General features: G+C 74.7%; 20 protein-coding genes. 12 read left to right on the top strand and 8 right to left on the bottom strand.

Translation table 11 applies throughout. From position 1 onward, the window contains the following. Window positions 1-414: 414 nt before the first annotated feature. Both HNR12_RS21895 and dxr read right to left on the bottom strand, forming a co-directional pair. Entirely contained in the window at window positions 415-1,773 is a 1,359-nt protein-coding gene (locus HNR12_RS21895) for a M50 family metallopeptidase (protein WP_179769335.1), read from the bottom strand. Window positions 1,774-1,803: 30 nt separating this feature from the next. Next, the gene (gene dxr / locus HNR12_RS21890; protein ID WP_308118797.1) at window positions 1,804-3,006 is read right to left on the bottom strand and encodes a 1-deoxy-D-xylulose-5-phosphate reductoisomerase; all 1,203 of its coding nucleotides are present in this window, start codon (window positions 3,004-3,006) and stop codon (window positions 1,804-1,806) included. 259 nt (window positions 3,007-3,265) lie between these two features. Here dxr and HNR12_RS21885 point away from each other — a divergent pair, with 259 nt between their 5' ends. The 3 genes from HNR12_RS21885 (at window position 3,266) to HNR12_RS21875 (ending at window position 7,246) form a co-directional block, all read left to right on the top strand. Continuing rightward, window positions 3,266-4,294: a trypsin-like serine peptidase gene (locus HNR12_RS21885; RefSeq protein WP_179769333.1), complete on the top strand. Its 1,029-nt coding sequence runs from the start codon at window positions 3,266-3,268 to the stop codon at window positions 4,292-4,294. Between the two features lie 173 nt (window positions 4,295-4,467). Then, complete coding sequence (gene dacB, locus HNR12_RS21880; protein ID WP_179769332.1) at window positions 4,468-6,090, top strand: D-alanyl-D-alanine carboxypeptidase/D-alanyl-D-alanine endopeptidase; 1,623 nt, start codon at window positions 4,468-4,470, stop codon at window positions 6,088-6,090. A gap of 187 nt (window positions 6,091-6,277) precedes the next feature. Continuing rightward, window positions 6,278-7,246, top strand: a complete 969-nt coding sequence (locus tag HNR12_RS21875) for a 3-methyladenine DNA glycosylase (RefSeq protein ID WP_246425147.1) — start codon at window positions 6,278-6,280, stop codon at window positions 7,244-7,246. 98 nt (window positions 7,247-7,344) lie between these two features. Here HNR12_RS21875 and HNR12_RS21870 read toward each other — a convergent pair whose 3' ends face one another. Continuing rightward, window positions 7,345-8,955: a serine hydrolase domain-containing protein gene (locus HNR12_RS21870; protein ID WP_179769331.1), complete on the bottom strand. Its 1,611-nt coding sequence runs from the start codon at window positions 8,953-8,955 to the stop codon at window positions 7,345-7,347. Window positions 8,956-9,140: 185 nt separating this feature from the next. Between HNR12_RS21870 and HNR12_RS21865 the strand changes: the two genes are divergently transcribed. Next, entirely contained in the window at window positions 9,141-9,998 is an 858-nt protein-coding gene (locus HNR12_RS21865) for a hypothetical protein (protein WP_179769330.1), read from the top strand. A 52-nt stretch (window positions 9,999-10,050) separates the two neighbouring features. Here HNR12_RS21865 and HNR12_RS21860 read toward each other — a convergent pair whose 3' ends face one another. Beyond that, window positions 10,051-11,466 carry a GH1 family beta-glucosidase gene (locus HNR12_RS21860; RefSeq protein ID WP_179769329.1) on the bottom strand — a complete coding sequence of 472 codons (1,416 nt, stop codon included), beginning with the start codon at window positions 11,464-11,466 and terminating at the stop codon, window positions 10,051-10,053. 414 nt (window positions 11,467-11,880) lie between these two features. On the opposite strand from HNR12_RS21860, the gene HNR12_RS21855 reads away from it, so the two are divergent. The 5 genes from HNR12_RS21855 (at window position 11,881) to HNR12_RS21835 (ending at window position 15,760) form a co-directional block, all read left to right on the top strand. Continuing rightward, window positions 11,881-12,630, top strand: coding sequence for a hypothetical protein (locus HNR12_RS21855; RefSeq protein ID WP_179769328.1), 750 nt, complete (start codon window positions 11,881-11,883; stop codon window positions 12,628-12,630). A 254-nt stretch (window positions 12,631-12,884) separates the two neighbouring features. After that, window positions 12,885-13,514, top strand: a complete 630-nt coding sequence (locus tag HNR12_RS21850; RefSeq protein ID WP_179769327.1) for a phospholipase — start codon at window positions 12,885-12,887, stop codon at window positions 13,512-13,514. Window positions 13,515-13,624: 110 nt separating this feature from the next. After that, window positions 13,625-14,407 (top strand): alpha/beta fold hydrolase, encoded by a 783-nt coding sequence (locus HNR12_RS21845; RefSeq protein ID WP_217783076.1) that lies wholly within the window; start codon window positions 13,625-13,627, stop codon window positions 14,405-14,407. A gap of 91 nt (window positions 14,408-14,498) precedes the next feature. Continuing rightward, window positions 14,499-15,299 carry a carbon-nitrogen hydrolase family protein gene (locus HNR12_RS21840; RefSeq protein ID WP_179769326.1) on the top strand — a complete coding sequence of 267 codons (801 nt, stop codon included), beginning with the start codon at window positions 14,499-14,501 and terminating at the stop codon, window positions 15,297-15,299. Window positions 15,300-15,595: 296 nt separating this feature from the next. Then, entirely contained in the window at window positions 15,596-15,760 is a 165-nt protein-coding gene (locus tag HNR12_RS21835) for a hypothetical protein (RefSeq protein WP_372451158.1), read from the top strand. A 317-nt stretch (window positions 15,761-16,077) separates the two neighbouring features. On the opposite strand, the gene HNR12_RS21830 is transcribed toward HNR12_RS21835, so the two are convergent. Continuing rightward, on the bottom strand, window positions 16,078-17,592 hold the full coding sequence (locus tag HNR12_RS21830; protein WP_179769324.1) for a CoA-acylating methylmalonate-semialdehyde dehydrogenase: 1,515 nt from the start codon (window positions 17,590-17,592) through the stop codon (window positions 16,078-16,080). A 31-nt stretch (window positions 17,593-17,623) separates the two neighbouring features. Beyond that, window positions 17,624-18,916: an aspartate aminotransferase family protein gene (locus HNR12_RS21825; protein ID WP_179769323.1), complete on the bottom strand. Its 1,293-nt coding sequence runs from the start codon at window positions 18,914-18,916 to the stop codon at window positions 17,624-17,626. A gap of 211 nt (window positions 18,917-19,127) precedes the next feature. Here HNR12_RS21825 and HNR12_RS21820 point away from each other — a divergent pair, with 211 nt between their 5' ends. Then, the gene (locus HNR12_RS21820) at window positions 19,128-20,747 is read left to right on the top strand and encodes a PucR family transcriptional regulator (RefSeq protein WP_179769322.1); all 1,620 of its coding nucleotides are present in this window, start codon (window positions 19,128-19,130) and stop codon (window positions 20,745-20,747) included. Between the two features lie 157 nt (window positions 20,748-20,904). Beyond that, window positions 20,905-21,402: an AsnC family transcriptional regulator gene (locus HNR12_RS21815; protein WP_179769321.1), complete on the top strand. Its 498-nt coding sequence runs from the start codon at window positions 20,905-20,907 to the stop codon at window positions 21,400-21,402. 27 nt (window positions 21,403-21,429) lie between these two features. On the opposite strand, the gene HNR12_RS21810 is transcribed toward HNR12_RS21815, so the two are convergent. Then, window positions 21,430-21,867 carry a VTT domain-containing protein gene (locus HNR12_RS21810; RefSeq protein WP_179770808.1) on the bottom strand — a complete coding sequence of 146 codons (438 nt, stop codon included), beginning with the start codon at window positions 21,865-21,867 and terminating at the stop codon, window positions 21,430-21,432. A gap of 106 nt (window positions 21,868-21,973) precedes the next feature. Continuing rightward, a complete protein-coding gene (gene rlmN, locus HNR12_RS21805; RefSeq protein ID WP_179769320.1) occupies window positions 21,974-23,071 on the bottom strand; it encodes a 23S rRNA (adenine(2503)-C(2))-methyltransferase RlmN in 1,098 nt (365 codons plus the stop codon). 192 nt (window positions 23,072-23,263) lie between these two features. Between rlmN and HNR12_RS21800 the strand changes: the two genes are divergently transcribed. Next, window positions 23,264-24,349 (top strand): suppressor of fused domain protein, encoded by a 1,086-nt coding sequence (locus HNR12_RS21800; RefSeq protein WP_179769319.1) that lies wholly within the window; start codon window positions 23,264-23,266, stop codon window positions 24,347-24,349. Window positions 24,350-24,354 lie beyond the last annotated feature (5 nt).

The following is a 24,354-nucleotide window of genomic DNA, read 5'->3' as shown; positions in this document are numbered from 1 at the left end:
AAGGGCGCCGGATGAGGGTCCGAGCGCTCCGACACGCTGCCAAGGCTACCCGTATCGGGCAGGACGTTACGCCGTGGCCGAGCGAACAGAGGGTGACCGTTCCCTGGTCGGTTGCGGGGTTTGCCCCGGCTTGGGCGATGACTGTGAGGTGCCTCCGACCCGCCGCCGCCCCGCGAACCAGGGCAAGCAGGGACACATCACCGCAGGAGGGAGCGGCCCCGGGCCCGGCCCGGGTCACAGGGGCACCACCCGTCACACCCGTGCCGAGCGGCGGGCCCCTCGGCGCGGGCCGCCCGGCTCAACGCCGGACCTGCGGCGATGACGCGGCGTGACAGCACGCGGCCCGCCCGCGCCGGGCGCGGACGGGCCGGGAAGGCGGGGGGCCGGGCCCGCCGCGGCGGCGCCCCGGCCGGGTCACTGCGTCAGCCGCACCGGGTTCACCACGTCGGCCACCAGCAGCATGAGGCTGAAGACCACGAAGCAGGCCACCACGATGTAGGCGAACGGCATGAGCTGGGCGACGTCGAACGGCCCGGGGTCGGGCTTGCGGAACAGCCGCGCGACGCCCCGGCGCACCCACTCCCACAGCGCGCCGAAGATGTGCCCGCCGTCCAGCGGCAGGATCGGCACCATGTTGAAGGCGAAGAGGAAGAGGTTGACCCCGGCCAGCATGTTCACCAGGAAGACCACGCGGTCGATCGCCGGGATGGGCTGGGCCAGCACCTCGCCGCCGATGCGCGAGGCGCCCACGATGCCCACCGGGGAGTCCACCGTGCGCTCCTCGCCGAGGAAGGCCGCGCGGAACACGTCGTCGACCCGCGAGGGCAGCTCGATCAGCGCCTGGCCCACGCCCACCACCGACTGCCACATGGTGGCCGCGGACTCCCCCACGCTCAGCGGGGCGCGCTCCTGGGCGAAGGTGATGCCCAGGAACCCGGCCGGCTCGGTGCGGGGCACCCGGTAGCCGTCCTCGTCGGTGACGGGCTCGCCGTTGGCGTCGGTCTCGTAGAGGACGTCGCCGTTGTCGTCGCGGGCCACCACCTGGTTCTCGATGATGTCGGCGGTGACCGTGCGGGTGTCGCCGCCGCGCTCCAAGGTGATCTCGGTGGGGCCCATGGACTCCCGGATGGCGACGTTGGCGGCCTCCCAGTCGGGGGTGGGCTCGCCGTCGACGGCCACGATGCGGTCGCCCGGCCGGATCCCGGCCTCCATGGCGGGGGTGGGCGGGGCGGCCGCCGGGCACTCGGTGGCCGTGGAGTCGGCGGGCAGCACGCAGCGGGCGACGGTGTCGACCGTGGTGGTGCTCTGCGGCAGGCCGATCCCCATCATGATGATCGAGAAGAGGATGACCGCGAGGATGAGGTTCATGACCGGCCCGGCGGCCATGACGATGATCCGCTTCCACGGGGCGCGCTGGTAGAACTGGCGGTCCTCGTCGCCCGGCTCCAGTTCGACGGTGTTGGCCTCGCGGGCGTCCTCGATCATGGCCCGCCAGCGCGACATGGGCTTGCCGGAGGTGTCGCGCGGCTTGGCCGCGGGCGGGATCATGCCCACGATCCGGACGTAGCCGCCCAGCGGGACCAGCTTCAGGCCGAACTCGGTCTCGCCCCGCTTGCGCGACCACAGGGTCTTGCCGAAGCCCACCATGAACTGCGTGCAGCGGATGCCGAACATCCGCGCCGTGGCGAAGTGGCCCAGCTCGTGCCAGGCGATCGAGAACAGCAGCCCGAGGAAGAACAGCACGATCCCGAGCGTGGTCAGAAGGGCGACCATGAAACTCTGTACCTCTCCCCGCAGGTCGGCTCACCGCGACCGGGAGATCAGCTCCCGTGCCCGGTGGCGTGCCCATTCGTCGGCCGCGTAGACGTCGGCCAGCGACAGATCGGACGCGGTCGGCGTGTCCGGTCCACGTTCTGAGACTACCTGGGCGACCGTGTCCACAATCGCGGGGAATGCCAGACCTCCCGCCAGGAACGCGGCGACCGCCTCCTCGTTGGCGGCGTTGTAGACCGCCGGGGCCGTGCCGCCCGCCGCGCCGACCTCGCAGGCCAGGGCGACCGCGGGGAACGCCTCGTGGTCCAGCGGGGCGAAGGTCCAGGTGTGGGCCCGGGTCCAGTCGACGGCCGGCGCCGCGCCGCTGACCCGATCCGGCCAGCCGATCCCGTAGGCGATCGGGATGCGCATGCTGGGCGGGCTGGCCTGGGCCAGGGTGGAGCCGTCGACGAACTCCACCATGGAGTGGACCACCGACTGCGGGTGCACCACGACCTCGATGCGGTCGAAGGGGATGTCGAACAGCAGGTGCGCCTCGATGACCTCCAGGCCCTTGTTGACCAGGGTCGCGGAGTTCACGGTGATGACCGGGCCCATGGCCCAGGTGGGGTGGTTCAGCGCCTCGGCGGGGGTGACGTCGGCGAGCTGGTCGCGGGTGCGGTCGCGGAACGGGCCGCCGCTGGCGGTGATCACGAGGCGGCGGACCTCGCCCAGCCGCGCGGCCACCTGGCCCTGGGCCAGACTGGTCAGCTCGGCGGGCGGCACCCGCGGGAAGCACTGGGCCAGCGCGAAGTGCTCGGAGTCGACCGGCACCACCTGGCCGGGCTGGGCGGCGGCGCGCACCAGCGGGCCGCCGATGATCAGCGACTCCTTGTTGGCCAGGGCGAGCAGCCGGCCGGCGCGCAGCGCGGCCAGCGTGGACTCCAGGCCGAGCGCGCCGGTGATCCCGTTGAGCACGACGTCGCACGGCCACGCGGCGAGTTCGGCCACGCCCTCGGCGCCGGCGAGCACCTTGGCGCCGCTGCCGCGTTCGCGCAGCCGCGCGGCCAGGTCGGCCGCCGCGCCGGGGTCGGCCACGGCCACGGCCTCGGCGCCCAGCGCGCACGCCTGGTCGACGAGGAGGTCGAGCCGGCCGCCGCCCGCGGCCAGGCCGACCACGCGGAAGCGGCCGGGGTTGGCGGTGACGACCTCGACGGCCTGCGTGCCGATGGAGCCGGTGGAGCCGAGGAGCACGAGCTCGCGCGGGCGGTCGGCGGAGGGTGCCTCAAGAAGCTGCTGGGCGATTCGCACGCGCCCATTGTCGCGCATCGCGGCAGGTGCGCCGGGCGGGCGGCGGGGCGGCGCCGGGCCCGCACGGGGCGGGCGCGCCGGGCGGCCGGAGGCGGCCGAACGGAGGCCCCGCGCGCGGGGGCCCGCGGGCACGGGGAACGGCGACCCGCCCTAAGCCCAAAGTAGCCGAATGGCTACGCAAAGTGTGGCATGATCCTTTGCCATGACTTCATCCGTCGTCTTCAGGCTGGTCGGCGCGCTGGCCGGCGCCGCCCTCGCGGTGGCCGGGGTGGTCGCGGTCCCCGCGGCCGCGGCCGACACCCCTTCCGCCGGTGCCGCGGCGGCCGCTCGGGAGAGCGGCGTCGTGCGCCAGGCCGCGGCCGTCGACGCCGACGACCACCGCCGCGTCCTCGACTACTGGACCCGGGAGCGCATGGCCGCCGCCGTCCCGCTCGTGCGGGCGCTCGACGGCGTCGCGGGCGGCCTGCTCGGCACCGCCCGACCGGGTGGCCAGGCCGCCGCCGACACCCGACCCGGTGGCCAGGTCGCGGTGCCGCAGGCCGCCGCGGCCTCCAGCACCGGCGAGCGGTGGAGCGGCGGCGGCCGGGTGGCCAAGACGACCGGAAGGGTCTTCCTCACCCTCGACGGCCGCGACTTCACCTGTTCGGCGGCCGTCGTCTCGGCCCAGAACCGCGACACCGTCATCACGGCCGGCCACTGCCTCAAGGACGGCACCGGCGGCTGGGCCGACAACTGGACCTTCGTGCCGGGCTACGCCGACGGCGAGAGCCCCTACGGCCGCTACACCGCGCGGCAGATGTTCGTGGCGCCGCAGTGGGCCGACAAGGCCGACGACAGCTACGACTTCGGCATGGCCGTGCTCAACCGCTCCGGCGACCACCACGTGCAGGACCGCACCGGGGCCCACCCCGTCTCCTTCGGCACCGCGCCGGGCGACCCCACCTACGCGTTCGGCTACCCCGCCACCGGGCGCTTCGACGGCAGCCGCCTGCACTACTGCGCGGGCGCCACCACCCCCGACGACGGCGGCACCACCGCCAGCGGCATGGCCTGCACCATGACCGAGGGCTCCAGCGGCGGCCCCTGGCTGGCCGACTTCGACCCCGCCTCGGGCAAGGGCACGGTGGTCTCGGTGATCAGCTTCAAGTACGCCGACGACACCCGCACCCAGTACGGCCCGTTCCTGGGCGACGCCGCCCGGCGGGTCTTCGACCGCGCCGCGTCCTTCTGAGCCGGCCCGCGGCCCGCGCCCCGCGGCAGGGGTGCGGGCCGCGGGCCGGCGCCCCCGTCCCGCCCCTTCGGGGCCCGGCCGCGAGGCGGTGCTACGACTCTGCCGTGTGGCGTCCGTGTCCTTCGGCCGCGATGGGCTGTTTTTCGGTTCCGGCTCCGGTAGGTTACGGCGCCATGTCCATCCGCAACCCCCCTTACCCCGTTCGGGCCGCCGCGCCGCGCCGAGCGCGCGGCGCCGCGCGCCTGGGCTCGGTCGCGGTGACCGCCGCCGCGGCGATCGCCGCCGCCGGGGCGGCCCCCGCCGCCGCCGACACCGCGACCGGTGTCGCCGACCTGCGAGCCGACCTCGCGGCGCTGCTCGCCGACCCCGCGCTGGAGGGCGCCACGTCCGGCGTCATCGTCACCAGCCTCACCCGGGGCGACGTGCTCTACCGCAGCGAGCCCCGGACCCAGGTGGTGCCCGCCTCCAACGCCAAGCTGCTGACCTCGGCGGCCGCGCTGGAGGTCCTGGGCGCCGACTACCGGTTCACCACCTCGGTGGCCGCGGGCGAGGACCCCGGCGACGGCGTCGTCGACGGCGACCTCTACCTCGTGGGCACCGGCGACCCCACGCTCACCCCCGAGGCGGTCGACCAACTGGCGGCCGAGGTCGCCGCGTCCGGTGTCACCGAGGTCACCGGCGACCTGCTGGCCGACGACACCTGGTTCGACTCCGAGCGCTACCTGCCCGAGTGGGACCCCACCGACGCGCCGTACTACTACGCGGCGCAGATCTCGGCGCTGACGGTCGCCGCCAACACCGACTACGACACCGGTGTGGTGAACGTCGACGCCCAGGCGGGCGGTGCCGCGGGCGACCCCGTGGACGTCGCCCTGGAGCCGATGACCGACAACCTCAGTCTGGACAACCGGGCCGAGACCGGCGCCTCCGGCAGCACCTCCACGTTCGGGGTCAGCCGGGCCGACGGCACCAACGCGTTCACCGCCGACGGCGCCCTGCCCGTCGAGCAGACCTACTCCACGCTGCGCACCGTGCACGAACCCACCGACCACGCCGCCCACCTGTTCGCCGCCGCGCTCGCCGAGCACGGCGTCAAGGTGTCGGGCGAGGTCGGCCGGGGCGCCGCGCCGGAGTCGGCCGACCCGGTCGCCGAGCGCTCGTCCATGCCGCTGAGCGAACTGCTGACCCCGTTCATGAAGCTGTCCAACAACCCGCACGCCGAGATCCTCATGAAGGCCATGGGGCGGGAGGAGTCGGGCGAGGGCACCTGGGCCGCCGGCATCGACGCGGCGACCGAGGCCCTGGAGGACATGGGCGTCAACACCCGCAAGGTGGAGCTGGTCGACGGCTCCGGGCTCTCCCACTCCGACCGGGTGACCGCTCAGGCGGTCATGGACGTGCTGGAGGAGGCCCGCGCCGAGCCCTGGTTCGGCGTGTGGCGGGACTCCCTGCCGCTGGCCGGCCACCCCGACCGCCTGGTCGGCGGCACCCTGACCAGCCGCATGCGCGACACCCCCGCCGAGGGCAACGTCCAGGCCAAGACGGGCTCGCTCACCGGCGCCAGCGCGCTGTCGGGCTACGTCACGGCCGCCGGCGGTGAGGAGCTGGCGTTCACGGTCATCAACAACGGGTACGCGGGCGCCGCCCCGCGCGGTGTCCAGGACGCCATCGCGGTGCGCCTGGCCGAGTTCACCCGCGACCGGACCGCCGACGTCGTGCGGCCGCTGGCGGCCGAGCGCACCTCGCCCAGCGCCCCCGACGCCGATCTGGAGTGCACCTGGGCCGGCACCTGCTGATCCCGTAGGACCGCGGCCCGGCCGTCGCCCCCGGGTGGGCGGCCGGCCGCCCGACCCCGCCGGTCCGCTGCGACCGGAGCCCGCCCGCGCGGACGGCCTCGGCCGCATCCGCCCCGCCCTGCGGCGCGGATGCGGCCGAGGCCGTCCGGGGCACCGCACACCGCGCGCCCGCCTACCCTGGAGGGCGATGGACCCCAGCACGCCCACCCGCGACCCCGCGCCGGAGCCCGCCGCGCCCGAGCGGGCCGGCGCCGGCCCGGCGGCCACCGCCGTCCTCACCCCCGACCTCTGGCGCCCGCGCGAGCGGCGCCACCACGAGCGGGTCGACGCCCTGCTGGCCGACCACCTCGACCGCCGCCGGCGCGGTATCGCCCACCCCGTCGAGGACTTCCTCTTCACCTACTACAGCCACCGCCCGGCCCAGCTGCGGCGCTGGCACCCCGGCGCGGGCACGGTGCTACTGGGCGACGACTCCGCCGACCGCTCCGGCGACACCTACCGCGCCGTCCGCGCCGCCGGCCCCGACGGCCGTCCGGCGCCCGGCCGCACCCTGGACACCGCCGCGTTCGCCGAGCGGCGCGGCGCCACCCTCGACTTCGTCGCGGCGCTGCTGGGCGCCGTGCGCACGCGCGCCCCCCACCTGGGCTGCTTCGGGCTGCACGAGTGGGCCATGGTCTACCGGCTGCCGCCCGAGCGGCTCCGGCACGCGGCGGTGCCGCTGCGGCTGGGCCCCGAGGGCACCGACCGGGTGGTGGAGACCCACCGCGTGCGCTGCTCGCACTTTGACGCGTTCCGGTTCTTCACCGACGCCGCGCGCCCGCTCAACCGGCTCCAGCCCACCCGGGCCGACCAGGCGGACCTGGACCAGCCGGGGTGCCTGCACGCCAACATGGACCTCTACAAGTGGGCCTACAAGCTGTCGCCGGGCGTGCCCTCGGAGCTGGTCGTCGACTGCTTCGAACTGGCCCGCGACATCCGGGTGCTGGACATGCGCGCCTCGCCCTACGACCTGCGCGCCCACGGCTACACCCCGGTGGAGATCGAGACGCCCGAGGGCAAGGCGGAGTACGTGGCGGCCCAGCGCGCCTTCGCCGAGCGGGCGGCGGTCCTGCGCGACCGGCTGCTGGCGGCCTGCGCCCGGCTCTCCGCCGGCTGAGGCGCCCGGGGGGCGGCCTGCGCGGGTGCCGCCCCGCGCGGGCCGGCCCCGCCGCCCCCAGGGGAGGCGGGGGCGGCGGGCGGGGTGGTCCGGCGCCCTCAGGCGTACACGGCGGCCAGCGCGCCGGCCACGGTCAGCGCCACGGCGCCGGAGACCGCCACCGACACCGCGAAGAACGCAATGTGCAACCCGCGCCAACGGCCGTTCTCCACGGGCACCCGGGGCCAGTACCACCCGCCGGCCACCGCCGCCGCGACGACCGCGCCGACGGCCGCCGACCACAGCACCGGCGGGGTGTTGACCCACTCCCCCAGCGGCAGCGCCGCGAGCAGCACCGCGAAGGCGCCCAGCGGCATCGACACGATCCGCAGCCGGTCCAGCGGCCGCTGGCCCACCAGGGTGCGGCGCCGGACCATCAGCGACAGCGCCAGCAGCGGCGGGAGCAGCAGCAGTGGCAGGGTGCACCCGAGGCTGTAGGCCACGCTGGGCACCATCGGCGACTCCGCCAGCGGCGGGACCTCGGGGGCGCCCATCAGCCGCGGGCCGATGAAGGCGGCGTCGGCGGTGAAGCTGTTGGACAGCACGACCACGCCGCGGTCGCCCTGGTAGCCCACGAAGGCGGTGGAGCCGTAGGTGCCCCCGCTGTGCTGCACCAGCTCGACGCCGTCGCCGAAGTCGGTGGTGAGCCAGCCCAGCCCGATGCGGGTCTCGCCGTTGGGGCCCTCGTGCGCCGGCTCGACGGCGGACATCCCGGGCGCCGTGCCGTCCATCAGGGCGCGCAGCAGGAGCTCCAGGTCGGCGGCGGTGGTCCAGGTGCCGATCCCCACCGGCAGGTACTCGGTGTTGCGCCACGGCTCGCTGCGCTTGCCGGGGGCGATGTGCGGCACGGCGGCGCCCTCGGGCAGCCCCTCCAGGTCGGCGCCGCGCATGACGGTGTCGTCCATGCCCAGCGGGTCCAGCACGCGCTCGCGCACCAGCCGGGGGTAGGGGGTGCCGGTCTCCTCCTCCAGCGCGTCGCCCAGCACGGCGAACCCGAAGTTGGAGTAGGCCCACTCGGGCTGCCCCTCGGCGAGCGGTGTGGTCTCCAGGGACCGCTCCACGGGCGGCAGGTCCGCGTAGGGGTCGGTGCCCAGGAACAGGCTGGTGGTGCCGGCCGCCATGGCCTCCACGGGCATGCGGGGCAGGCCGGAGCGGTGGGTGGCCAACTCCTCCAGGGTGATGTCGGCGGCCTCGGGCGAGGCGAAGTCCACGTCGGGGTAGATCTCGCCGAGCGTGCGGTCCAGGGAGGTCTCGCCGTCGGCGACGAGGTCGGCCAGGGTCATGGCGGTGAACACCTTGAACACCGAGCCGGTCTCGAAGGGGGTGTCGGCCCTGACGGCGGCCTCGCCGTCGCGGGTGCCGCCGACCAGGGCGGCGGTCTCCCCGCCGTCGATCCGCAGCACCGCCAGGCCCTGCACCTGCCCCTCCACGCCCGCGACGGTGCCGGCCACCGACTCGGCGAGGCGGGGGTCGCCCTCGTAGGAGGCCGGCTCGGCGGGGGGCTTGCCGGGCATCACCAGGTGGGCGGCGACCGCCGCGACCGCGCCGACGGCCAGGGCGGCCGCCCAGACGCGCAGCGGCGCGCGCTCGGGGCGGGGCGCCCGGGGGCGCCGGGGCGGTGGGGGCGAAGAGGGTGCCGCGGCGGGCGCGGCGACGTCGGTGTGCTCCATACCCGCAAGCGTCGCGAAACCGCGCCGGGGCCTGTAGACGGCGATGTCAGCGATCGGCGATGACAGGTGTCATACGCGCGGGCGGGCGCCTTTCCCGCGGCGCCGGGCCCCGCGGCGCCCCGACCGCCGACACCCGCCTCCCCACCAGGGGGAACCCGTGCGGGGCCACGAGCGTCGGAACGCCCATGACACCCCCGCACTCCTTTCCGCCCCCCGGTCCGCCGCCCGGCCCGCCGCCGGGGTCCTACCGCCCCGGCCAGGGCCGGGGCGTCGCCGCCGCCGTGCTGTCGGTCGCGGCCGCCCTGGTGGTCGGCATCGTCGTGCTCACGGTGGTCATGCTGCGCGGCGCCGAACTGCCCGGACTGCCGCCGGCGGCCGACAGCGCGCCCTCGCCCTCCGCGAGCCCGTCGCCGAGCCCGGTGACCCTGAGCACGCCCACCGCCGACGCCCCCGAGGCGTTGACCGAGGCGACGGTGGCCAACTGGAAGGGCGTCGCGGTGCCCGACTACGGGATCGCCTACGACATCCCCCAGACGTGGTTCGCGGCCGACCCCGGCGTGATCACGGGGTTCGAGGAGCCCGATCCCGACGCGCCGTTCGGCTACAGCCCGACGGTCGCCATGAGCGGGGTGGCGGAGTACGGCGCGCGGCGGGGCCCCTGCCACACCTATCCGCCCGGCCCGGGGACCGCCGGGATCTCGGCGGAGGGCGAACCGGTCGACACCGCCGAGGCGGCCGCGCGCACGGCCCAGAGGTGGGCGGACGCCGCCTACAGCAACGACAGCGGGACCGCCGAGGTGGAACTGGGCGAGCCCGAGCCGTTCACCGCCGGAGGGCTGGCGGGCCACCAGGTGCGGGCCACCGTCCAGGTGCCGGAGTTCGAGTGCTACCCGGCCGAGGCCGAGGTGCGGGCGGTGTCGTTCACCGCGCCCGAAGGCGGCGACGTCTACCACTTCGTGGTCTACGGCGACACCTCCGGCGACGAGGGTCCCAACCCGGCCGACTTCGACACCATGATCGCCTCCCTGCGGCCGCTGGCCTGAGCGGTGCCCCGCGCCGCCCGGCCCCGCTCGGCGCGGGGCGGCGCGGGTGTGCTCAGGCGGTGGTGCCGTGGGCGGCGGCGTGCTCGCGGATGGTCTCGCGGTACCAGTGGTAGCTGTCCTTGGGCGTGCGCGTGAGGGTGTGGTAGTCGACCCGGACGATCCCGAAGCGCCGCTCGTAGCCGAAGGCCCACTCGAAGTTGTCCAGCAGCGACCACACGAAGTAGCCCCGCACGTCCACCCCCGCCTTGACCGCCTCGGCGACCGCCGTGAGGTGGTCGCGGATGTAGGCGATGCGGTCGGTGTCGTGGACCCGCTCACCGGTACGGTCGGTGTCCTCCTCGGCCGAGCCGTTCTCGGTGATGAGGATCGGCGGCAGGCCCGGGTAGCGCCGGTGCAGGTCCACCAGCAGGTCGGTGAACGCCGAGGGCACCACCGGCCAGTCCATGGTGGTGTGCCGCACCCCCTCGAACCGGGGCGAGGAGGTGCCGATGTCGATTGCGGTGCGGCGGGCGGGGTCGGGCTCGGTGTGGGGCGCGTCGGCGATCTTCGTCGGCCGGTAGAAGTTGACGCCGAGGAAGTCCAGCGGCTGGCCGATGACCTCCAGGTCGCCGTCGCGGCGGTAGGAGCCGTCCGCCAGCGCGCCCCAGGTCTCGGCCTCGTTGTCGGGGTAGCGGCCCAGCAGCAGCGGGTCCAGCCACACCCGGTTGTGCAGGGTCTCGGCGCGGTCCACCGCCGCCCGGTCGGCGGCGGAGTCGGTGGCCGGGACCAGCCGCTCCAGGTTGAGGGTGATGCCGACCTCGGCCGCGCGCCCGTGCTCGGCCGCCGACGCGCGCAGTTCGCGGGCGGCCAGGCCGTGGCTGACCAGCAGGTGGTGGGCGACGGCGAGGGCGGGGGTGCCCTCCTGCGTGCCGGGGGCGTGCCGGCCCAGGGCGTGGCCGAGGAAGGCGGCGCACCAGGGCTCGTTGTGGGTGATCCAGCGGGTGACGCGGTCGCCCAGGCGGTCGGCCAGGATCCGGGCGTAGTCGGCGAAGCGCTCGGCGGTGGCGCGCACCCGCCAGCCGCCGGCGTCCTCCAGGGCCTGGGGCAGGTCCCAGTGGTAGAGGGTGACGACCGGCTCGATGCCGGAGGCGGTCAACTCGTCGACCAGGCGGTCGTAGAAGTCCAGCCCCTCGGGGTTGGCCGGGCCCGTGCCCGAGGGCTGGATCCGGGGCCAGGCCACGGAAAAGCGGTAGGCGCCCACGCCCAGCTCCGTGAGCAGGGCGACGTCCTCGGGGTAGCGGTGGTAGTGGTCGCAGGCGACGTCGCCGTTCTCGCCGCGCAGCACGGCGCCGGGGGTGTGGCTGTAGGTGTCCCAGATGGAGGGGCCGCGTCCGCCTTCGTTCACGGCCCCCTCGATCTGGTAGGAGGCGGTGGCGGCGCCGAACAGGAAGTCGGCGGGCAGCAGCGGCGCGGGGCCGTTGTCGGGCATGGTGCGGTGACCTCCGGTGGTCGTGGGGCGCCGTGGCGCGCGGATCGCGGGGCGGGTGCGGGCGGGCGGCTGGGTGTGGGCGGGGTCCGGGAGCGCTCCCAAACCGCGGGCGCGGATCACCCGGGGCGGCCTTCCGCACGGGGCGGGGGGCCGCTGAACCGATTCGTCTTCCTCTGGGATGGTAGGAACGCCCCGGCGCCGGGGTCAATGGGCGATCATGGCGCGGACCGGCCCCGACGCCGCCGCCGGAGGGGGCCGCGGCCCGCCCGGGGCGGATTCGGACGCGTCCGTTTTGCCAAGGGCCGCGCCGAGGATTATCGTTCCGGACCGCAGTGCGGCCCGGATCCCCGGTGCGGCGGGCCCGCGGGCCCGCGCTTGGCCGCCCACGCGCGACAGCGGAAAGACGGCGCTTCCATGGACCCCGACGCGACCCAGATCCTCAACAGGACCGTGGAGATCACCCGGCAGGGCGACACCGCACCGGCGTGGGAGGTGGCGGCGCGCGCCCGGCTGAACGCGGCGATCGAGCGCTTCACCGGCCCGCTGGCCGACCTTTTGGCCCGCGACGCCAACGAGGGCGACACCCGGCTGCTGGTGACCGACTTCCTCAGCGACGGCCTGAACTTCAGCAAGTACGGCGACCTCACCACCGAGTACCGCACCAAGGGCGAGTCGGTGGACTACGGGATCACGCTGGGCGACACCCTCTTCGCGTTCATCGAGGTCAAGCCGTGCGGCGCGCGGCTGGACCCGCGCGGCCTGCGCCAGGCCCGGCTGCACGCGGCCGAGCGCAAGGTGGCGTGGGCGGTGCTGACCAACGGGCGCGTGTGGCAGGCCCACCACCTCGGCGACGGCGGCGAGGACGCCGGGACCGGCCTGGTCGTCGACGTGGACCTGCTGTCGGAGGCGCCCCTGCACGAGCGGGTGGACGCGCTGCTGCCGCTGACGCGCGAGGCGGTCGAACGGGGCCGGCTGGAGACCCTGCGGGCCTGGCGGGCGGCCCTGGAGCCCGGCCCGCTGGCGGCGGCCGCCGCCTCCCCGCCCGTGGTCGCGGCCCTGCGCGCCGAACTGCTGCGGCGCACCGGGCACGAGGGCCACATCGGCGACACCGCCGAGACGGCGCGGGCGCTGACCGAGGGCGTCGTCAAGAAGGGCCTCCTCTAGCGGTTCCCCCCCTTCCGTCCGGGCCCGCCCGGTCCCTGTGAGGGAGCCGGGCGGTGCCGGGGGCGGGGCGAGGGCAAGGTTGCGCGGGCCGCTCCCTCCCGGTTTCGGTCAGGCCGATTCCGGGTCACCGCCGTTCGTGTCCAACCGGTTACACAAACATCACCCGGCATTTCGCGCGTCGGCCTTTCGCACGGTGCGTCATCTCCCCTATCTATCGGTAGTCACCTCGTTCGCACCGGAAGGGGAATCCCCCCATGCGCTCTCCCGTCCGACGCCTCGTCCAGGCCGCGACCGCCCTCGCGGGCGCCGGCGTCCTCGCCCTCACCGGCGCCGGCGTGGCCAACGCGGCCGCCCTGCCGCCCGAGGAGCTGCGGAGCGTCACCGACACCTACCTCTACGACCTCTCGCTCACCGCCTTCATCGAAACCCGCGACCAGGCGCCCTACAGCGACCAGCTCGACTGGAGCAGCGACTCCTGCAGCTGGTCGCCCGACCAGCCCATCGGCTACGACTTCGACCCCGGCTGCAAGCGCCACGACTTCGGCTACCGCAACTACGAACTCCAGGCCCGGTTCACCGAGGAGAACCGGCTGCGCATCGACGACAACTTCCGCGACGACCTCTACGGCATCTGCGACGGCGACTGGCTGTGCCGGGGCGTCGCCGACATCTACTACGCCGCGGTGCGCCAGTTCGGCGGCTCGGGCGCCACCACCGCCGACGCGCTGCGCGCGGCCGGGGCCCAGGAGCAGGCCGAGGAGCTGGCGGCCGTCCACGAGCACCTGCGCGCGGCCGACACCCAGGCCGAGGCCAACGCCCTGATCGCCGAGTTCGAGGCCGAGAACGACGTCGACCTCACCCAGCGCTACCCGGTCGGCGGCTGACGCCCGCCCGGGCCGCACCCCGTCGCCCGCCGGGTCCGGTGCCGTACCGTCCCCGGCGGGTGCGCGGCCCCGGCCCGGCCGCGCCTTGGGGGCTGTGCCACGCTGTGTGCGTGCAGACCTCCGATTCCGGTCCGGAGCCCGGCGGCGCCGGCCTGCCCTGGGTGCTGTTCGTGCACGGGACCCGGCTCAGCGCCGCCCAGTGGGCACCCCAGACGGCGCGGCTGCGCGGCAGGCTGCGCACGCTGGCCGTCGACCTGCCCGGCCACGGCGCGCTGCGCAACACGCCCTTCACCCTCGACTCCTGCGTGGCGGCCCTCGACGACGCCCTGGACGCCGCCGGCGCCGCGGCGGCGGTCGTGGTCGGCCACTCCCTGGGCGGCTACGTGACCATGGAGTACGCGCGGCGCCGCCCCGAGCGCTGCCGCGGCGTGGTGCTGTCGGGCTGCACGGCGCGCACGACCGGCGTCTACACGCTGCCCTTCCGCGCCGTCGCCGCCGCCGTGGCGCGCCTTGACCCGGCGCGGCTGACCCGGTGGAACGACTGGGCCTTCCGGCGCGCCTACCCCGCCGACGTGGTGGGGCCGGCCGTCGAGGCCGGGTACGGGTTCGCGGCCCTTCCGGCGGCCTGGCGGGCGGTGCTGGGGCGCTTCGCGCCGGAGAGCCTGCGCGGCGCCGACATGCCGGTGCTGATCCTCAACGGGGCGCGCGACCTGGTGTTCCGGTCCGAGGAGGCCGCGTTCGCCGCGGCCTGCGCCCGGGCGCGCGTCGAGGTGGTGCCGGGCGCCGGCCACCTGGTGGCCTTCGACCGGCCCGACGCGTTCTCCGACGCGGTGCTGCGGTTCGCGCGCGAGGTGGCGGCGGGCACGGCCGACGGGGTGGGTCGAACGGGCTGATCTCGGGCACAATCGGTGCCACCCCCGCTTGCGCGGGGCGCGCCGGGGCGGCTGCGGCCCGAGGCCGGCGCCGAACCGGTGAGGGAGTCCGATGGTCAACGTCGCAGTCGCGCAGTTCGCCCCCGGCGAGGACAAGCCGGCGAACCTGGCCGCCGCGGGCCGGCTGGTGGCCGAGGCCGCCGACCAGGGCGCGCGGGTGGTGCTGCTGCCGGAGTACGCGATGTTCACCGCGCCCCGCACCGACGAGCGGTTCGTGGCCGCCGCCGAGCCGCTGGACGGCGCGTTCGTGGCCGGGCTCGCCCGGCTCGCCTCGGCCTCGCGCGCGGTGGTGGTGGCCGGCGTGGTGGAGTCCGCGCCCGGCGGCGAGCGGTTCCGCAACACGCTGGTGGCGGTGGCGCCCGGCGGGGAGGTCGTGGCGCTCTACCGCAAGCTGCACCTCTACGACGCCTTCGGCGTGACCGAGTCCGACGTGGTGGAGCCCGGCGCGATCGAGGAGCCGCGCACCTTTACCGTCGACGGCCTGACATTCGGCCTGCAGACCTGCTTCGACCTGCGGTTCCCCGAGGTCACCCGGCGCATCGCCGACGCGGGGGCCCAGGTGCTGCTGCTGGCCGCCGAGTGGGTTCCGGGGCCGCTGAAGGAGGACCACTGGACCACCCTGGTGCGGGCGCGGGCGATCGAGAACACGATGTACGTGGCGGCGGCCGGGCAGAACGCTCCCACGGGGTCCGGAAACAGCATGATCGTCGACCCGATGGGGGTGCGGCTGGCCGCGCTGGGTGAGCAGACGGGGATTGCGGTCGCGCACATATCGGACGAACGCCTCACCGAGGTCCGGACGAAAAACCCCACCCTGGCCCTCCGGCGGTTCAGCGTGACCGCCAAGCAGTAAGGCGGATTCCGACATTTAACGCCTTCGACCACACTTCCCCCCGACCCATTCCACTGACAACTACGGATAGTTACTCTACCTAGGCTCTCTGTAGTAAAAATCGGCCCGTGCCATTCCGGTCGCAGACCGTTTCTGATTCAATAAGAGCCGATAGCCACAAGCCCGCCACACTGTCCTAAACCACGGGGGGAGCAAGGACGTTGAGCGGTCTGAGCATTATGTGCGGATCAGACATCAAAAATGGGGACACAACCGACATTCACCTCTTCGACCCAGGGTCGCTGAGCACCGCGCAGATGATGGGGGACGCCTGCGCCGTATGCCACGTCCGCTGGCCGCGCCCGCGGCACCCGATCGGCGGGTCGCCCGAGGGCGGCGAACTCTACGGGTGCGACGAATGCGCCGGGTTCCTGGCCGAGCAGGACGACCACCTGCTGGAACACGCGCTGGTCGCCCACTGACCGCGCACGGGGGTGCGGGCGCGGAGGGCGGCGCGGCGACGGCGCCGAGGGGTGCGGATGGCCCCGCCGAACGAGGCGGGGCGCTCCGGGTCCAGGGGGGTTCCAGACCCGGAGCGCACCCGCTGACGCGCCCGCTCCAAGGGGGGAGGAGGGGAATGAGCGCGCCGTCCGGAAACGCCGACGGCGGCCGCCGCGCAGGAGTGGCGCGCGGCGGCGGATCGGCCTCCACCATACTCCTGGTGTTCGCGGAAAAACCCTGAGTAGGCGAAATCCCTCGCGTGCGGCGGACCGGCCCGGCCGGTCCGCCGCACGCGCGATCAGCCGCCGGAGGGGAATCCCAGGTCCACCCGCGACCCGGCCGCCTCCCCGGCGCCGGGCCGCCAGCGCGCCGTCACGGCCTTGGTGCGGGTGTAGAAGCGCACCCCCTCCACGCCGTGCATGTGGGAGTCGCCGAACAGGGAGTCCTTCCACCCGCCGAAGGAGTAGTAGGCCATCGGCACCGGGATCGGCACGTTGATCCCGACCATGCCGACCTCGACCTCGTTCTGGAACCGCCGGGCGGCGGCGCCGTCGGCGGTGAACACCGCCGTTCCGTTGCCGTAGGGGTTGGCGTTGATCAGCCGCAGTCCGGCGTCGAGGTCGGGCACCCGCAGCATGCTCAGCACCGGGCCGAAGATCTCGTCGGTGTAGCAGCTCATCTCGGGGGTCACCCGGTCCAGCAGCGAGGGCCCCAGCCAGAACCCCGCGCCGCCGCCGCCCAGCACCGGGTGCACGCGGCCGTCGATCGCCAGCGTGGCGCCCTCGCGCACGCCCGCCTCCAGGTAGGCGGCGACCCGGTCGCGGTGCTCGCGGGTGACCAGGGGGCCCATCTCGCTGCGCTCGTCGTCGCCGGGGCCCACGCGCAGCCGCCGCACCCGCTCGGTGATGCGCTCCAGCAGGTCGTCGGCGACCGCCTCGACCGCCACCACCGCCGAGACCGCCATGCACCGCTCCCCCGCCGAGCCGTATGCGGCCGAGACGGCGGCGTCGGCGGCGGTGTCCAGATCGGCGTCGGCCAGCACCAGCATGTGGTTCTTGGCGCCGCCCAGCGCCTGCACGCGCTTTCCGTGCGCGGCGGCCGTGGCGTAGACGTGCCGGGCGATCGGGGTGGAGCCCACGAAGCTGACCGCCTTGACATCGGGGTGGACCAGCAGCGCCTCGACCGCCTCCCGGTCGCCGTGGACCACGTTGAACACGCCGTCGGGCAGCCCGGCCTCGGCCCACAGCTCGGCCAGGCGCACCGCCGCCGAGGGGTCCTTCTCGCTGGGCTTGAGGACCACGGTGTTGCCGCAGGCGATGGCGACGGGGAACATCCACATCGGCACCATGGCCGGGAAGTTGAACGGCGTGACCGCAGCGACCACGCCCAGCGGCTGGGGGATGGAGTAGGCGTCCACCCGCGTGGACACGTTCTCGGAGAACGCGCCCTTGAGCAGGTGGGGGATCCCGCAGGCGAACTCCACGACCTCCAGGCCGCGGGCGACCTCGCCGGCGGCGTCGGAGACCACCTTGCCGTGCTCGGCGCTGATGATCGCGGCCAGCTCGCCGCTGTGGCGGTGCACGAGTTCGCGGAAGCGGAACAGCACGGCGGCGCGCTGGGCCAGGGAGGCGTCGCGCCAGGCGGGGAACGCGGCGCGCGCGGCGGCCACGGCGGTGTCCACCTCGGCCGGGCCCGCCAGGGCCACGGTGCCGGTGACCTCACCGGTGGCGGGGTTGTGGATGTCGCCGCGCCGTTCGGCGGCGCCGCCGGGGTGCGGCTTGCCGCCGATCCAGTGGGTGACGTGGGTACTCATGGGCGTCCTCGCAGAACAGGCGGTGGCGGGGTCAGCGGGCGGCGGTGTCGACCTCGGTGACGGCGTCGACGAGGATGTCGCGGGCCTCGCGCGCGTCGCCCTCCCCGACCGTCAGCGGCGGCGCGATGCGCAGGACGTTGCCGTGCAGGCCGCCCTTCCCGATGAGCAGGCCCCGGCGCCGGGTGGCCTCCAGAACGGCGGCGGCCAGCTCGGGGGCCGGCCGCCCGGTGCCCGGATCGGCCATGTCGATCGCGAACATCAGGCCCTTGCCGCGCACGTCGGCGACCGAGGGGAGGCCGGCCAGGGGGCGCAGGCCCTCCAGCACCAGCGCGCCCAGCCGCGCGGCGTTGGCCTGGAGGTCGTGGTCGAGGACGTAGTCGATGACGGCGTTGGCGGCGGCCGTGGCGATGGGGTTGCCGCCGAAGGTGGAGACCCCGTTGGCGGTGAGGCGGTCCATGAGGTCGCCGCGCGCCACGACGCCGCCGATGGCGAACCCGTTGCCCAGGCCCTTGGCGAAGGTCATGGCATCCGGCGTGACGCCGTGCTCGGCGATGCCCCAGAAGGCGGCGCCGGTGCGGCCCCAGCCGGTCTGCACCTCGTCGGAGACGAACAGGATGCCGTACTCGTCCAGCACCTCCTTGTAGGCGGCGAACAGGCCGGGCGGAGGCATGGTGAACCCGCCGACGCCCTGCACGGGCTCGGCGATCAGGCAGGCCACGTCGGGCGCGGTGGCGGTGGCGAGGACGTCGCGCAGGTCGGCCACGCACGCCTCCACGTACTCCTCGTCGGACAGCCGCGCGAACGCGGGGGCGCGGCGGTCGGTGCCGTGCAGGTAGTGCACGTTGAGCGGGGAGAGCGCGGAGTTCTTCCAGGAGGCGTTGCCGGTGACGGCCACCGTGCCGTAGGAGCGCCCGTGGTAGCCGTTGCGCATGGCCAGGACCTGGTCGCTGCCGCGGGCGCGGGTGGCCAGCAGCAGGGCGGTCTCGTTGGCCTCGGTGCCGGAGTTGGTGAAGAAGACCTTGGCGTCGGGGATGTTGGAGAGCCGGGCGATCTTCTCGGCCAGCTCGACCTGGCCGCGCAGCAGGTAGAGGGTCGAGGTGTGCACGACGCCGCTGGCGAGCTGGCGCTCGACGGCCTCGCGGACCTCGGCGACGTCGTAGCCCAGCATGTTGGTGAGGATGCCGGCGAAGAAGTCGAGGTAGGTGGTGCCGTCGGCGTCGGTGACGCGCACCCCCTTGCCGCTGACGATCTCGATGGGGGCGTCGTAGTAGAGGGCGAGCCAGGAGGGCAGGACGGCGCGGTGGCGAGCGAGCAGATCCGACATGTGCCCAGTCTCGCCCGCCGGGCACCCGCGTGCCAGCGGCAGGGTGTCGGTTTCGCACCGGGGTGGTTGACACCGTGTCAGGGCCGGCCGGACCGCCGGGCGGGCCGCGCGGGGGACGCCGCCCCGGTTCCGAGGGGCGGCCCGGGGCCCGCGCACACCGGGCGCCCGATCGGCCCTCCTGGCCCGCGACCAGCCGCCCTAGACTGGTCGGATGCTGCCGACGCTCGCCGATGTGCTGGGGCTGCCCGCCGTCCAGCGCGCCCGCCCGCGCGTGGTCGTCGGCGCCGACCGCCTCGGCGGCACGGTCCGCTGGGTGCACATCGCCGAGGTCACCGACCTCGCCCACCTGCTGCGCGGCGGCGAACTGGTGCTGACCACCGGGATCGCCATGCCCGACGACCCGCCCTCGCTGCAGCGCTACGTCGACGGCCTGGCCTCGGCCGGGGTCGCCGGGATCGCCGTGGAGCTGGGCCGCAAGTACCGCACCGAGCTGCCTCCGGCGCTGCTGGAGCCGGCGCGGGCGGCGGGCATTCCGGTGATCTGCCTGGAGCGCGAGGCCCGGTTCGTCGAGATCACCGAGGCCGTGCACTCCCGCGTGGTCAACCAGCAGCTCGCCGAACTGCGGGAGTCCGCGCGGCTGCACGAGGTCTTCACCGAGCTGTCGGTCGAGGGGGCGCCCCCGCAGCGGGTGCTGCGCGAGATCGCGCAGCTGTCGGACTGCCCGGTGGTGCTGGAGAACCTGGCGCACCAGGTGCTGGTGTGCGACCTCAACGGCGAGGACCCCGGCCGGCTCCTCGCCTCGTGGGAGGCGCGCTCGCGCGCGGTGCGCACCTCCGGGCGCACGGTGCACGACGCGCCCTCGGGCTGGCTGGTGACCACGGTGGGCGCGCGCGGCCAGGACTGGGGGCGGCTCATCCTCATCTGCGGCGCGGCGCCCAGCCCGCGCCAGACCATGCTCCTGGAGCGGGCCGCCACCACGCTGGCCCTGGGGCGGCTGCTGGAGCGCCACCAGGAGAGCCTGGAGCGGCAGACCCACCGCACGATCATCTCCGGGATCATCGACCGGGCCTACTCCGACCCCGAGGAGGCGCTGGTGCGCGCCCGCGCGGTGGGCGTGCCGCTGGGCGGGCGGCCCCTGGTGGGGCTGGTGCTGCGGCTGCGCGAGGCGGGCACCGGGCTGGCCGCGCAGGCCCGGTTGGCCGACACCGCCGAGGCGGTGGCGCGGGCCTGCCGCGAACTGCGGCTGGCGGCGCTGGTGGGCTCGGTCGACGACCTCCGGGTGGGCGTGCTGCTGGCCCAGCCCGAGTCCGGCGACCTGGACTCCGCGCTGCACCGGCTGGCCGAGCGCATCCGCGGCCGGGTGGGCGCCGAGGCGGTGCTCGCGGCCGGCTCCACCGCCGAGGACGTGCGCGAGGTGCGGCGCTCGTTCCTGGAGGCGCGCCAGGTGGGCGACGTGGCCGCGCACGAGGAGCCGCGCGAGGGCGGCCGGCCGTTCTACCGGCTCACCGACCTGCGGCTGCGCGGCCTGCTGCACCTGCTGCGCGACGACGAGCGGCTGCAGACCTACGTGGAGCGCGAACTGGGCCCGCTGCTGGACTACGACGCCCGCCACGGCAGCGACCTCACCGAGATGCTGCGCCGCTATCTTGAGGCCGGGCGCAACAAGGCCCTGGCGGCGTCCACCGCCCACCTGTCGCGGCCGGCGTTCTACGAGCGGCTGCGCCGGATCTCCCACGTGCTCGGCGCCGACCTGGACTCCGTCGAGACCTGCCTGTCGCTGCACGTGGCGCTGCTGGCGCTGGACTCCGTGCGCGGCCGGCTCGCCACGTGACCGGTCTCTCCCCGCGCCGCGCCCCCGGCGCCGCCGCCCGGGCGCTTTCCGTGCAGTACTTTTGATTCCGTTTTCCAGCCCTACTCGCGCAACCAATTCGGCAGAATGGCGAGCGGGACGCATTCGTTCGCGTCAACCCCAGACATCGGAGGCCCCTGTGACCGACCACGGTGGTACGGCACCGGCCGGACGGAGGCACGCGGCCTCCGGCATCGTGCTCGACGCCACGGCCAAGCGCATCATCGAGCAGCTCCAGCAGGACGGGCGCCGCTCCTACGCCGCCATCGGCAAGGCCGTGGGACTGTCGGAGGCGGCGGTGCGCCAGCGCGTGCAGCGCCTGCTGGAGGCCGGCGTGGTGCAGGTGGTGGGCGTGACCGACCCGATGATGCTGGGGTTCAGCCGCCAGGCCATGATCGGGGTGCGCACCGACGGCGACCTCACCGCCGTGGCCGACCGGATCTCCGACCTGGACGGCGTGGACTACGTGGTGGTCACCGCGGGCTCCTTCGACGTCCTGGTCGAGGTGGTGGCCGCCGACGACGACGAACTGCTGAAGATCCTCGGCGCCGTCCGGGCCGTGCCCGGGGTGACCGGCACCGAGACCTTCCTCTACCTCAAGCTGCACAAGCAGACCTACGCCTGGGGCACCCGGTAGGGCCGCCGGGCCCGCGCCGCGACCCGGCTAGAGCAGCCCCAAGGCCAGGCCGGGGGCGTAGACCAGGGCCGCGAACCGCGCGGTGCGGGTGACGAACGTGACCGCCACGAAGCTCACCAGCGGCATGCGCAGGGTGCCGGCCAGCACCGCCACCACCATGAACGGCGGGATGCTGGAGAACGAGCTGACCCCCACCAGCCCCATCGTCCACAGCGGCCGGCCCTCGGCCTTGGCGCGCCAGCGCTCGGCCCGCTCGGCCCAGCGCGAGGGGGTCTCGGCCCTGCGCTTGAGCCAGGGGATGTTGAGCGCGCCGCGGCCGAGGTAGAAGTAGACGATCTTGGCGAGGGTCTGGCCGATTCCGGCCGCCACCGCCATGGCGAACAGCACGCCGCCGCCGAGCGCGCCCATGCCCATCAGGTACAGCTCGACGTTGATGACCGGGACCAGCGCCGACACCGCCCCCATGACAAAGGCCAGCGCGGTCTCGGTGACGGACTGGATCACTGCGGCCTTCCGTTTCGCCGGGGACGAAGGAGCCGGGCGGGACCGGGGGTGCGGCGGAGCGCGGGCGCTAGTTCTCGGCCGCGGCCAGCTGGCCGCACGCGCCGTCGATCTCCTGGCCGCGGGTGTCGCGGACGGTCACCGGCACGCCGTGGGCCTCCAGGCGGCGCACGAACTCGCGTTCGTCCTCGGGCCGCGAGGCGGTCCACTTCGAGCCGGGTGTGGGGTTCAGCGGGATCAGGTTGACGTGCACCAGGTGGCCCTTGAGCAGCCGCCCGAGGAGGTCGGCCCGCCACGCCTGGTCGTTGATGTCGCGGATCAGAGCGTACTCGATGGAGACCCGGCGGCCGGTGGTGCCGGCGTAGCGCCACGCGGCGTCGAGGACCTCGGCCACCTTCCACCGGTTGTTGACCGGCACCAGTTCGTCGCGCAGGTCGTCGTCGGGGGCGTGCAGCGACACCGCCAGGCGCACCTGCATGCGTTCGGCGATCAGCTTGTCGATGGCCGGCACCAGGCCGACGGTGGAGACCGTGACGCTGCGCTGGGAGATCCCCAGGCCGCCGGGCACGGGGTCGGTGATGCGCCGGACGGACTCCAGCACCCGCTTGTAGTTGGCCAGCGGCTCGCCCATGCCCATGAAGACGATGTTGCTGATGCGGCCGGGGCCGCCGGCGACCTCGCCGCGGGCGAGGTCGCGCGCCACCGACACCACCTGGTCGACGATCTCGCCGGTGGAGAGGTTGCGGGTGAGGCCGTTCTGGCCGGTGGCGCAGAAGGGGCAGTTCATGCCGCAGCCGGCCTGGGAGGACACGCACAGCGTGACGCGGTCGGGGTAGCGCATGAGCACGGACTCGAACAGCACGCCGTCGAAGGCCCGCCACAGGGTCTTGCGGGTCATGCCGTTGTCGCAGGTGATGTGGCGCACCGGGGTGAGCAGCGGCGGCAGCAGGGCGGCGCCCAGGCGCTCGCGGGCGCCGGCCGGGAGGTCGGTCATGGCCGCGGTGTCGGACTCCAGGCGGCCGAAGTAGTGCTGCGCGAGCTGCTTGGCGCGGAAGGGCGGCTCGCCCAGCTCGGCGACCGCCTCGCGGCGCTGCTCGGGGCTGAGGTCGGCGAGGTGGCGGGGCGGCTGGGCCCGGCGGGGTGCGACGAAGGTGAGCTCGGCAGGCATCGGTATCCAAGGACGGAAGGGAGCGGGCGGAACCGGCGACGGAAGCGGCGATGCGCGGTACTTTAGGGGCCTAAACGGCCAATGCGGCGGACGCCGTGGTGCCGCCCCTTGGGGCACTACGGTTCATACTATGCGGCGCTGGGGCGGCGCCGTCCGTTGACGAGTCGTTCGACCAGCCGACAAGGAGGGCCGGTGGCCGGAGCGCGCGTACTCCTCGACCAGTTCAGCCCGTACCGCAGCCGCCGGGTGATCGTGGAGTACGACACACGGACCACGGCCGCCTACCTGCTCGACGCCCGCGGCACGATCCGTGTGCCGGTGTGGCTGGCCAACCACGAGATGGCGCCCGACAGCAGCGATCCCGAGGGCCTGTACCGAGGTCAGGCCCCGCTCATGCCGGCGGCCCACACCAAGCACCCCCAGGGCCGCGCGCCGTTCGCCGAGGACAGCCTGCGGGCGGTGTGGTTCGAGGAGGGCGACGGCGTGGCCCTCCTGGACGACGACGGCCTGCTGGCGATCATCCCGGGCTGGGCCGAGGCCGACAGCGGCCTGCCCGGCTACGCCCGCGAGGCGATCGGCCGCTCCCCCTACGCCTGGGCGCTGGACCCCGTGGCCGCGCAGCTGTGGCCGCGCGTGGTGCACGCCGAGGCGTACTGGGACTGGCGGGCCGCGCCCAACGCCTGGCGCAGCGTGCAGCGCACGGTGTTCAACCACCTCACCCGCACCGTGGGGCCCGCCGGGCACTACTGGGACGTGTCCGACGGCCACGCGCCGCTGATCCGGGTGTCGGAGCGCCCGCCAACCGAGGACCGGCCCTACACCGTGCTCAGCACGGTGGGCATGTGCGGCCAGCGCATGCCCACGCTCGACCGGTACATGGCCGACACCTCGGCCTACGCGCGGATCGAACTGGCCCTGGCCACCACCACCCAGGCGCACGTGGCGGCGCGGATCTTCCGCTGGATCGGGGCGTTCCCGTGGCGGGCGGTGACCTGGTTCGGCACCGGGCACAGCGTGAAGTGGCTGGACAACCCCGAGGACACCGCCATGCGGGGCGGCAACGCCGCGGTACTGCTGGTGGCCGACCCGACACCCCTGTCGGGGGAGTCGGGGCACCTGCCGCCCGACACCTCGGGGCTGACGTTCCACGGCGACCCGGTCACCTGGTTGTGGATCGTGCCGATCACCCGGCCCGAGCATCTGTTCGCCAAGGAGCACGACTCGGCCACCCTGATCGACAAGCTCGCGGCCGAGGGCCGCAGCTGGATTCTGGGCTAGGGGGG

The sequence above is a fragment of the Streptomonospora nanhaiensis genome (assembly GCF_013410565.1).
GTDB lineage: Bacteria > Actinomycetota > Actinomycetes > Streptosporangiales > Streptosporangiaceae > Streptomonospora > Streptomonospora nanhaiensis.
The sequence above is the reverse complement of the archived record's forward strand: the minus strand, read 5'-3'. Positions and strand labels throughout refer to the sequence as shown.